At 61.9% G+C, this 9913-nt stretch carries 10 protein-coding genes and 1 rRNA gene; 4 read left to right on the forward strand and 7 right to left on the reverse strand.

Features of this window, described 5'->3' with window-relative positions; translation table 11 throughout:
• Positions 1 to 29 precede the first annotated feature (29 nt).
• Positions 30 to 662 (forward strand): urease accessory protein UreG, encoded by a 633-nt coding sequence (ureG, locus tag J2X56_RS18490; protein ID WP_013236640.1) that lies wholly within the window; start codon positions 30 to 32, stop codon positions 660 to 662.
• Between the two features lie 59 nt (positions 663 to 721).
• The gene (locus J2X56_RS18495; RefSeq protein ID WP_034339842.1) at positions 722 to 1333 is read left to right on the forward strand and encodes a HupE/UreJ family protein; all 612 of its coding nucleotides are present in this window, start codon (positions 722 to 724) and stop codon (positions 1331 to 1333) included.
• Here J2X56_RS18495 and glpD read toward each other — a convergent pair.
• The 5 genes from glpD to phnD all read right to left on the reverse strand — a co-directional run bounded on the left by glpD (position 1315) and on the right by phnD (position 6480).
• On the reverse strand, positions 1315 to 2919 hold the full coding sequence (gene glpD / locus J2X56_RS18500) for a glycerol-3-phosphate dehydrogenase (protein ID WP_134134237.1): 1605 nt from the start codon (positions 2917 to 2919) through the stop codon (positions 1315 to 1317). The two genes, J2X56_RS18495 and glpD, sit on opposite strands and share 19 nt — an antisense overlap.
• A gap of 12 nt (positions 2920 to 2931) precedes the next feature.
• The gene (phnE, locus tag J2X56_RS18505; RefSeq protein WP_034339830.1) at positions 2932 to 3765 is read right to left on the reverse strand and encodes a phosphonate ABC transporter, permease protein PhnE; all 834 of its coding nucleotides are present in this window, start codon (positions 3763 to 3765) and stop codon (positions 2932 to 2934) included.
• Entirely contained in the window at positions 3758 to 4561 is an 804-nt protein-coding gene (phnE, locus tag J2X56_RS18510; RefSeq protein WP_310161562.1) for a phosphonate ABC transporter, permease protein PhnE, read from the reverse strand. Before phnE (J2X56_RS18510) ends, phnE (J2X56_RS18505) begins: the two co-directional genes overlap by 8 nt.
• Complete coding sequence (gene phnC, locus J2X56_RS18515) at positions 4558 to 5328, reverse strand: phosphonate ABC transporter ATP-binding protein (protein WP_013236645.1); 771 nt, start codon at positions 5326 to 5328, stop codon at positions 4558 to 4560. The genes phnE (J2X56_RS18510) and phnC overlap by 4 nt, the downstream gene beginning before the upstream one ends.
• 162 nt (positions 5329 to 5490) lie before the next feature.
• Positions 5491 to 6480 (reverse strand): phosphate/phosphite/phosphonate ABC transporter substrate-binding protein, encoded by a 990-nt coding sequence (phnD, locus tag J2X56_RS18520; protein ID WP_034339821.1) that lies wholly within the window; start codon positions 6478 to 6480, stop codon positions 5491 to 5493.
• A 258-nt stretch (positions 6481 to 6738) separates the two neighbouring features.
• Between phnD and J2X56_RS18525 the strand changes: the two genes are divergently transcribed.
• Positions 6739 to 7425, forward strand: a complete 687-nt coding sequence (locus J2X56_RS18525) for a response regulator transcription factor (protein ID WP_088755402.1) — start codon at positions 6739 to 6741, stop codon at positions 7423 to 7425.
• Between the two features lie 4 nt (positions 7426 to 7429).
• On the forward strand, positions 7430 to 8833 hold the full coding sequence (locus J2X56_RS18530; protein ID WP_121041342.1) for a sensor histidine kinase: 1404 nt from the start codon (positions 7430 to 7432) through the stop codon (positions 8831 to 8833).
• 132 nt (positions 8834 to 8965) lie between these two features.
• Here J2X56_RS18530 and J2X56_RS18535 read toward each other — a convergent pair whose 3' ends face one another.
• Positions 8966 to 9478 (reverse strand): hypothetical protein, encoded by a 513-nt coding sequence (locus tag J2X56_RS18535; RefSeq protein WP_310161571.1) that lies wholly within the window; start codon positions 9476 to 9478, stop codon positions 8966 to 8968.
• Between the two features lie 136 nt (positions 9479 to 9614).
• Positions 9615 to 9727, reverse strand: a 5S ribosomal RNA gene (gene rrf / locus J2X56_RS18540).
• Between the last annotated feature and the right edge of the window lie 186 nt (positions 9728 to 9913).

Here is a 9913-nt window from a genome sequence, read left to right on the forward strand (position 1 = left end):
AACACGACCAAGAGATCAAGAGACCAACCATGAGCAACTCCACTTCCAATCCGCTGCGCGTGGGCATCGGCGGCCCGGTCGGTTCCGGCAAGACGGCGCTGTGCGAAATGCTGTGCAAGCGCATGCGCGACCATTACGACATGGCCGTCATCACCAATGACATCTACACCAAGGAAGACATGGAAATCCTGCTGCGCGCCGATGCGCTGCCGGCAGAACGCCTGATGGGGGTGGAGACCGGCGGCTGCCCGCACACCGCCATTCGCGAGGATGCCTCCATCAACCTGGAAGCGATTGCCCGCATGAGCGCCGATTTCCCGGACCTGGACCTGATCCTGGTGGAGTCCGGCGGCGACAACCTGGCCGCCACCTTCAGCCCGGAACTGTCGGACCTGACCATCTACGTGATCGACGTGGCCGGCGGCGAAAAGATTCCGCGCAAGGGCGGCCCCGGCATCACCCGCTCGGACCTGCTCATCATCAACAAGACCGACCTGGCTCCCTATGTGGGCGCAAATCTGGATATCATGGCGGCCGATGCCAAGCGCATGCGCGGTGAGCGCCCCTTCGTGTTCACCAACCTGCGCAGTGGCGACGGGGTGGAAAAGGTCATCGAATACATCCGCAAGCAGGGCTTGCTGGACGAGAAGCCGAAGAACTGAACCCGAACCCTGTCACTTCCCCGATTCAAGAATCTGCCGTATCAGCCCAAGGAGAAAACATGTTGACCCTCTCGACCAAGACCCGCGCCCGCCTGGGCGTCCTGGCCGTCACCGCACTGGCGGCCGGCACTGCCCTGGCGCACCCCGGCCATCCGGGTTCCACCATGGATGCCTCGGCCAGCATGGCCGCCGGCTTCGCCCATCCGTTCTCGGGCATCGACCACCTGCTGGCCATGCTGGCCGTGGGCCTGTGGGCGGCACAGAACAAGCAGCGCGCCCTGTGGGTGCTGCCGCTGGCCTTCCCGCTGATGATGGTGGCTGGCGCGCTGCTGGCCTTCGCCGGCCTGCAAGTGCCGGCCGTGGAAACCGGTATCGCCGCTTCGGTGGCCGTGCTGGGCCTGCTGATCGCCTTCGCCGTGCGCCTGCCGCTGTGGGGCAGCACGCTGGTGGTGTCGGTCTTCGCGATGTTCCATGGCTACGCACACGGCGCTGAACTGCCGCACGGCAGCTCGGCCGCCCTGTACGGTGCCGGCTTCATCGCCGCCACCGCACTGCTGCATGCCGCGGGCCTCGGTATCGGCCTGATCGCGGGCAAGCAGATGGCTGACCGCGTGGTGCGCATCGGCGGCGTCGGTATCGCCGCCGTGGGTGCTTACCTGCTGGCTGCCTGAAGCAACTCGCCCGCTTCGGCGGGTGGTTCCTGACCGGAAGACTGGCCGCCGCGCGCGGCCAGCCAGGCGTCCAGCACGGCCTCGCTGCCCTTGGGGAAATGCAGGCCGAGCTTGGAACGCCGCCACAGGATGTCGGCCGCATTGGTGGCCCATTCGTGGCGCAACAAGTAGTCCACCTCGGCGGCATAGAGCCCGCCCAGGATTTCTTCTCCCATCTCTTCCAAGTTCTTTCTTCCTTCCAGCAGCGCGTGCGTGCGGCTGCCATAGGCACGCGCATAGCGTTGCAACAATGCGGCGGGCAGCCACGGATACTGCTGCTGCAAGCCTTCCACGTAGTGACCGAATTGGCGCACCGAGCGATTGGACGGCTGCGCCCCATACAGGTCGCCACCCGGCAGGCAGCCGTGTTCGGTCCACGCGCCACGCTGGTTGCCCAGTACCGGCGCGATCATATCTACCGCTTCCTCGGCCAGCTTGCGGAAGGTGGTGATCTTGCCGCCGAAGATGGAGAGCAGCGGGGCGCCTTGCGTGTTCAGGTCGAGCTGGTAGTCGCGCGTGACGGCCGAGGCGTCGGCGGCTGCGTCTTCCAGCAGCGGGCGCACCCCTGAATACGACCACACCACGTCGGCCGGTGTAATGGGCTTGGCGAAATAGCGATTGGCCAGCTGGCAGAGATAAGCCGTCTCATCCTCGGAGATGGCCACGTCTTCTACCTTGCCCTGATACTCGATATCGGTGGTCCCGATGAGCGTGAAGTCCTGCTCGTAGGGAATGGCGAAGACGATGCGGCCATCCGGGTTCTGGAAGATGTAGGCGTGATCGTGTTCGAACAGGCGTGGCACCACGATGTGGCTGCCCTTGACCAGGCGCACCGACTTGCTCGAATGCACGTGGGCCGCACCGCCCAGGAACTGCGCCACCCACGGGCCGGCGGCATTGACCACGCAGCGTGCGCGCACCTGCATGGCATGGCCGTCTTCACGGCGCAGCACCGCTTGCCAGCCGTTGTCCTGGCGCGTGAGCGATTCGCAGCGGGTGCGGGTCATGATGTGCGCGCCTTTTTCGGCGGCATCCATGGCGTTCAACACCACCAGCCGGGCATCATCGACCCAGCCATCGGAATAGACGAAGCCACGCGTGAACTGCGCTTTCAATGGCGCCCCCGAGGCGTGGCGGCGCAGGTCCAGTGCACGCGAGCCCGGCAACAATTCGCGCCGGGCCAGGTGATCGTAGAGGAACATGCCCAAACGGATCAGCCAGGCCGGGCGCTGTCCCTGGTCATGCGGCATCACGAAGCGCAGCGGCCACATGATGTGCGGCGCGCTGCGCAGGAGCACTTCGCGCTCGATCAGCGCCTTGCGCACCAGCCCGAATTCATAATGTTCCAGGTAGCGCAGGCCACCGTGGATGAGCTTGCTGGAGGACGACGACGTATGCTGCGCCAGGTCGTGCTGTTCGCACAGCGCCACCGACAGGCCGCGCCCGGCCGCATCGCGCGCGATGCCCGCGCCGTTGATGCCGCCGCCGACCACCAGCACATCGTATTGCGGAGGATAGGTGATGCCTTCCATGCCACGTGCTTTCATGCTGGCTCCCGGTCAGAGTATGCGCTTGCGGATTTGCGTGACCACCACTTCGGTCACGATCACGATGGCGAAGATGGAAACCAGCACCGTCGCCACGCGCGGCCACTGGAACAGGTTCAACGCGGTATCGAGCACCATGCCCACGCCACCGGCACCGACGATGCCCAGCACGGCGGATTCACGCACGTTGATGTCCCAGCGCAGCAGCACGATGGACATGAAGGCCGGCTTCAATTGCGGCCAGTAGCCATACCAGATCTCGGAGAACTTGCTCGCGCCCGACGCCTGCAGCGCCTCGATGGGGCCGCGCGGCATCTGCTCGATGGTCTCGCCGGCCATCTTGCCGACGAAGCCGATCGAGCGGAAAGCGATGGCCAGCGTGCCCGCCAGCGGACCGGGTCCGAAGATGGCCAGGAACAGCAGCGCCCACACCAGCGAATTGACCGAGCGGCTGGCCACCAGCACGATGCGGGCGAACAGGTTCAGGCCGCGATGGCGGGTCAGGTTGGGCGCCACCAGCAGGCCAAAGGGAATGGCCAGCACGATGGAGAGCAGGGTACCGAGCGTAGCGATGTGCAGGGTCTCGATCAGTCCGGCCTGGACGTCGCTGCTGAAGTAGGCCCAGTCGATGGGCCACATGCGGGCGAGCATGTCGCTCATCTGCTCGGGCGCATCGTAGAGGAACTCGGGGATGATCTCGATGTAGCGCAGCGATTGCACCACGGCCAGGGCGATGACCAGCCACACGGTGAAACGCAGGATGCGCTGCAGGGGCGTATGGCGCTGCCATTCGCGCTCGGCCGGGTTGAGCGCGGCAGCGGGGCGGGGGAGGACGGTATCAGACATTGAAAACCTTCTTGACCGAATTGGCCAGCAATTCGCCGACGACGATGATGGTGATGATGGTGACCAGGATGGTGAGCACGAAGTCGTAATCGAAGCGCTGGAAGGCGGAGAACAGCACGCCGCCCACGCCGCCCGCACCGACGATGCCGACCATGGTCGAGTTGCGCAGGTTGGAGTCGAGCTGGTAGGTCGAGAAACCGACGAAGCGCGACATCACCTGCGGCAGCACGCCAAAGAGGATCACGTTCATGAAGGAGGCACCGGTGGCGCGGATGGCTTCGACCTGTTTGATGGAGATCTCTTCAATGGCTTCGGCAAAGAGCTTGCCGATGAAGCCGATGGACGCCACGATCAGCGCCAGCACACCGGCCAGTGCACCAAAGCCCACGGCCTTGACGAACAGGATGGCCACGATCACCGGATGCAGCGAGCGGCACACCGACACCAGCGCGCGTGCAGGCCAGGAGATCCAGGAGGGCATCAGGTTGCGTGCGCCCATCAAGCCGATAGGCAGCGAGAACAGGATGCCAAACAGCGACGCCAGCACGGCAATCTGCAGCGTCTCCTTGATGCCGCCCCAGAGGATGTCGCCCTTGGAGAGATCGGGCGGAAACATGCGGCCCAGGAACTTGGCGCCATTGCCGAGGCCCGAAGAGAAACGCTCCCACGAGAAACCCAGTTGCGTGGCTGCGTAGATCGCATACAGGGCGATGAGCCAGATCACCACGCGGGTGGCCAGTTGCGGCTTGAAGGCCAGGCTCACGCGGTGTGCGGAGGAAGTGGAGGAGGTCGTCATGCCAGCCAGTCCTCGCCGCCGTAGATCTGTTTGAGGAAGTCATCCGACAGGTTCTCGGCATTGCCGTCGTAGACCACGTGGCCGCCGGACATGCCGATGATGCGGTCGGCATAGCGCTTGGCCAGCTCCACGTCGTGGATGTTGACGATGACCGGGATCTTCTGGGCGCGGCCCTGTTCCTTGAGCAGCGAGATGATCTCGAAGGAGGTCTTGGGGTCCAGCGAGGACGTCGGTTCATCGGCCAGCAGCAGGCGCGGGCGCTGCATCAGGGCACGGGCGATGCCCACGCGCTGGCGCTGGCCACCGGAGAGCGCGTCAGCCCGCTGGTTGGCGAAGTTGCCCAGGCCCACGGTATCGAGCAATTCAAACGCGTGCGCGATATCTTCCTTGGCGAAGTTGCGGCGCCAGGCGGTGAAGGCATTGACGTAACCCAGTCTTCCGCACAACAGGTTCTCCATCACGGAAAGGCGCTCCACCAGGTTGTATTCCTGGAACACCATGCCGATGTGGCGGCGCTGTTCACGCAGGGCACGGCCGCGCAGTTCGGCCAGGTTCACGCGCTTGCCTTCGCCCTCGAACCAGATCGCGCCACGGCTGGGATCGACCAGGCGGTTGATGCAGCGGATCAGGGTGGACTTGCCGGTGCCGGAAGGGCCGATGATGGCGATCAGGCCGGCGTCGCCAATCTTCAGGTCGATGCCTTTGAGGATGGGATGACCGGGCTTGTATTCCTTGACCAGGCCCTGGATTTCGATGGCGTGTGACATGGGAGACGCTTTCTCTGGTGATGTTTCTGGTAACGCGCGGCAGGTCGCGGGATGCGAGAGGCCGCAGCCCCTGCCGGTGAGCAGGGGCCGTGTTGCTTGTGCTGGATGGATTCGTCTTGCTCGGCATCCGGACCGGAGGTCACGGATGCCTTGCGGTGCGGCTTACTTCTTGCCGGCGTTCTGCTTGTCGTAGGCGGCACGGTTGAAGGATTCACCGGCGGACTGGGCGACGAAGCGCACCATCTCGAAGTCCTTCTTGTAGTTGATCGGGTAGAAGCGATCGGAACCGGCGAAGGCCTTCTTGAGCTCATCGGTGAAGCGATAGTCGTAGAAGCACTTGAGCATCTTGTCGCGGAAGTTCGGCTCCAGGTCATGCGCATAGGCAAAGTCCTGGGTCGGGAATTTCTCGCTGTGCCAGATGACGCGGAAGTTCTCGGCCTTGATCACGCCACGCTCCACCATGCGGTCAAAGACGTCGGAGGCGATGGCGGCGGCATCGTAGTCGCCCGAGTTCACGCCCAGGATGGACTGGTCATGCTTGCCGGAGAAGATGACCTTGTAGTCCTTGTCCGGCGTCACGCCCAGCTTGGGGAACAAGGCCATCGGGGCCATGTGGCCGGAGTTCGACGAAGGCGCGGTGTGGGCGACCTTCTTGCCCTTGAGGTCGGTCATCTTCTGGATCGGGCTGTCCTTGCGCACGATCACGTTGAGGGTATAACCCTGATAACCCTTGGCATCACCAATGACGGCAAACGGCACGGCACCGGCGATGTTGACGGCGAAGTTGGTCGGTCCCGGCGAGAAGCCGCCGACGTGCAGGCGGCCCGAGCGCATGGCTTCGATTTCAGCAGCGTTGGATTGCACCTGGAAGAAGACCACCTTCTTGGCGGTACATTGCGACAGGTAGTCGGTGAAGGGCTTGAAGATCTTGTCGTAGACGGCCGGATCTTCCACCGGGGTGAAGGTGAAGACCAGGGTATTGGGGTTCTTCAGCTTCTTGGGATCGGTGGGGGTGTCGGCGGTCAGGTCGTGATTGGCGTCGCAGTATTGCTGGTCGAGGTCGCCGCGATTGCTGCAGGTGTCCTGGGCGAAGGCGATGGCCGGGGCGGCCAGGGCGAGTGCCAACAGGGTCTTGATCAGACGTGGGGTCATGCTGTCTCCTGGAGATGGTTTTGGTCTTGGTGCCGGTCGCGACGGCGGTGTTGAGCAGTGCATGGCCGGCGATGTGCGGGAGTGTAGGCGAGGGGGACGGCTTTTGCCATGGGGCGATGCCGCCGAGGAGGGGGTTTCCTGTCAGCTGCCTTTCCAGTGGCTTTCAATCTGCTTTCAAAGCGTGGGGAGACGGGGCTCGCGCCCTGCGTGGATTGGCGGTATAAAGGCGGCTGCACAACGATAACGACACGGGAGATCATGCATATCCTGCTGGTAGAGGATGACATCGACATGTCGCGCGCCCTGGTACGCGCGCTGGAACGGCGCGGCTTCCAGGTCACGCATTGCGGCGATGGCATCAGTGCGCTCTCGCACATCAAGGACGGGATTGGCGACCTGGTGGTGCTCGATCTCAATATTCCCGGACTGGACGGGCTGCACCTGCTGCAGCGCATCCGCTCGCAGGACATCGGTACCCCGGTGATCGTGCTGACCGCGCGCGGCGCAGTGGGCGATCGCGTGGTGGGCCTCAATGCCGGTGCCGATGATTACCTGGCCAAGCCCTTTGATCTGGATGAGCTCGATGCGCGCATCCGTGCGCTGCTGCGGCGGCGGACCAATGCCGATGACGGCGGGCAGCGCTGCGGGCGCTTGCGCTTTGACCGGGCATCGGGGGCGTTCTATTGTGACGATGAGCCGCTGGAGTTGACGCCGCGCGAGCATACGCTGTTGAAGGCACTGATCGCCAAGCCGGGACATGCGGTGACCAAGGAGAAATTGTTCAGGCTGGTTTTCCCGATGGAAGAGAACACGCAGCTCGAAGCCATCGAAGTGGTGGTGCATCGGGTGCGCAAGAAACTCATGGAGACCGGCGCCGAAATCATGACCCTGCGCGGGCTGGGTTATCTGCTGCGGGATCGGCAGCAGCAGGGCGGCGAGGGCTGAGGACGTGGCACATCTGTTTTCGCGGCGTCGCTCGGTGCGTGCCTATCTGCTGGCTTGGATCATCTCGCCGATTGCCCTGTTCATCGTCATCGATTCCTTCTCGCTTTATCGCAATACGCTGGAGTCGGTCAACACCGCTTATGACCGGATGCTGATTGCCTCGGTGCATTCGATTGGCGACCTGCTGCGCATCGAAAATGGCGAGCTCAAGGCTTCGCTGCCGTATGCGGCGCTGGAGATTTATGAGGCCGATTATTCGAGCCGGATGATTTACCGCATCAATGGCCTGGACGGCAAGTTCTTCGAGGGCGATCAGGATCTGCCTTCCTACAAGGGGAAGGCGGACAAGGAGGCCATCTATCCGGCCCTGGCGCATATCTACGAAGATACCTATAACGGCGTGCCGGTCAGGGTGGCAGCGCTGTTCCAGCCGGTGGTGACCAATGATCCGCGCGGCGCGGCACTGGTGCAGGTGGCCGAGACGATGGAGAACCGCAGTGCGCTGGCGCGCAAGATTTTCTGGGAGACGCTGATCCGTCAGGCGGCCTTGCTGGTGGTGATCGTGTCGGTGACCTTGTATGTGGTGCGGCGTGCGCTGCAACCGGTGGATGCCTTGCGGCGGCAGCTTGATGAGCGGCCGGCCGATGATCTCTCGCCCGTGGCACCACCGATGGCGCCGCGTGAATTGCAGCCGTTCATCGATGCCTTGAATCAATTGATGGCGCGCTTGCGACGGCTGCTGGATCACCAGCAACGTTTCGTGGCCAATGCCTCGCATCAGTTGCGTACGCCATTGGCCGTGCTCAAAACACAGTTGCAGTCGGGCTTGCGGGGCGATGCGCCGGCACCGGTGATCTGGCAGGAGATGTCGGGTACCGTCGAGCGGGCCACGACGCTGGCCAATCAATTGCTGTCCCTGGCCAAGGTCGAGCAGATACGCGGTCGCGGTGCGCAGGAGGTGTGTGACCTGGGCATGCTGGCGCGCGAGACGGCAGTGGATCTGTCGCCGCTGATTGCGGAGAAGGATCTGGACTTCGAGCTGGAGGGGGAGAAGATCCTCGTGATGGGTCATCCGTGGATGATCGGGGAGCTGATTTCCAATCTGCTGCATAACGCGATCCGGCATACGCCTGTGCATGGGAAGCTGGGCATTCGCATCAGTGCTCGGGAAGATGTGGCGGAGTTGCTGATCTGGGATAGCGGAGAGGGGATCGATGACCAGGCGATGGAGAATGTCTTCAAGGCGTTTTCTTCCAATGTTTCATCAGCCGGCGGGTTGGGGCTGACCATCTGCGGAGAGATTGTCGATTCGATGCAGGCGACCATCAGCTTGCGCAATCGGATCAGCAAGGAGGGGGCGGTTGAAGGCTTGAATGCGCTGGTGCATTTCAGATCTGTTGCGGGGTGAGCGTTGAGTCGCAGGAATGTGGAGGGTGTGGAAAACTTAGTTTTTGGTCTGGCTCGTTCGTCATTCAGCGCAGAAGAGGGTAGGGTCGTCGAACGCCTGTGTATAAGTTTTTGTATCCTGTTTTCAGTTAGTTCAGGCTGTGGGCAAAGTGGCTTGAACCGCATCCCCGGCGGGATTGGGGATAAGTTGCGTCGTTTTCCGCGGTGATGAGTTCATCGCTTGTTTATTAGAAAAGCCGGCTTTGCCGGCTTTTCTTTTGGTGTTGGGTTTTGTCTCGAATACTCCAGGAAACTTGGAAAATGATCCATTACCTTGTTCTGCAACGGAATGACGTTGACTTGAGAAGCGCAAGACGTGAATCAGCAGGATCGCTGTGGACAATTCATCCACGGCCAGTGAAGAGGAGTTGGCCCTGTGGAAAACATAAGCTGGCTTTCCTGTTGCTGCCCTGTGGAAAAGACAAACCGCGCCCGGTGTTGGGTGGTTCAGAGGTGATATGAAGAAGGAGGGTAGGACGGCCCGATATGCGGACGATGCGTAGAGAACGCCTGTGGAAAAGATGAAGCAAGTCGCCGTTTTGTCAGTGCGGCGGACAGAACCGGAGTTACGCCAAGCCATCTGCATCAACGGCCTGGCGCGTTTCATGGCTTTCTGACCGAGAAGACAGCATCGGCACCTCTGGCCACACCGGAATTTACTTCGCCTGCCGACCAAATGAAAACGGAGCGCGCAAAGCAAAAACCCTCGCTACTTGCGTAACGAGGGTTTTTGGGGATAACAAGCCTGACGATGACCTACTTTCACACTGGTTGCAGCACTATCATCGGCGCGAAGTCGTTTCACGGTCCTGTTCGGGATGGGAAGGGGTGGTACCAACTTGCTATAGTCATCAGGCATAACTTGTAAAGTCAGTTGCTCTCGACGGAGCAGCAACTAACCCAAACTGGAAGAAGTATTTAGTAGATTCTTGGGGTGTGATGCACTAAGGGCAAACACAATATATGCTCAACTTGTCTATAACAGAGCTAATGTTATAGGAACAAGCCGCACGGGCAATTAGTATCAGTTAGCTTAACGCAT

Origin of the sequence: Herbaspirillum sp. 1173, from assembly GCF_031455335.1 — a bacterium.
GTDB lineage: Bacteria > Pseudomonadota > Gammaproteobacteria > Burkholderiales > Burkholderiaceae_D > Herbaspirillum > Herbaspirillum huttiense.

Coding starts and splice junctions, on each gene's coding strand:
- J2X56_RS18535 (WP_310161571.1), bottom strand. CDS start 9,478: ATGAAACGCGCCAGGCCGTTGATGCAGATGGCTTGGCGTAACTCCGGT.
- phnC (WP_013236645.1), bottom strand. CDS start 5,328: ATGTCACACGCCATCGAAATCCAGGGCCTGGTCAAGGAATACAAGCCC.
- J2X56_RS18495 (WP_034339842.1), top strand. CDS start 722: ATGTTGACCCTCTCGACCAAGACCCGCGCCCGCCTGGGCGTCCTGGCC.
- phnE (WP_310161562.1), bottom strand. CDS start 4,561: ATGACGACCTCCTCCACTTCCTCCGCACACCGCGTGAGCCTGGCCTTC.
- ureG (WP_013236640.1), top strand. CDS start 30: ATGAGCAACTCCACTTCCAATCCGCTGCGCGTGGGCATCGGCGGCCCG.
- phnD (WP_034339821.1), bottom strand. CDS start 6,480: ATGACCCCACGTCTGATCAAGACCCTGTTGGCACTCGCCCTGGCCGCC.
- glpD (WP_134134237.1), bottom strand. CDS start 2,919: ATGAAAGCACGTGGCATGGAAGGCATCACCTATCCTCCGCAATACGAT.
- phnE (WP_034339830.1), bottom strand. CDS start 3,765: ATGTCTGATACCGTCCTCCCCCGCCCCGCTGCCGCGCTCAACCCGGCC.
- J2X56_RS18525 (WP_088755402.1), top strand. CDS start 6,739: ATGCATATCCTGCTGGTAGAGGATGACATCGACATGTCGCGCGCCCTG.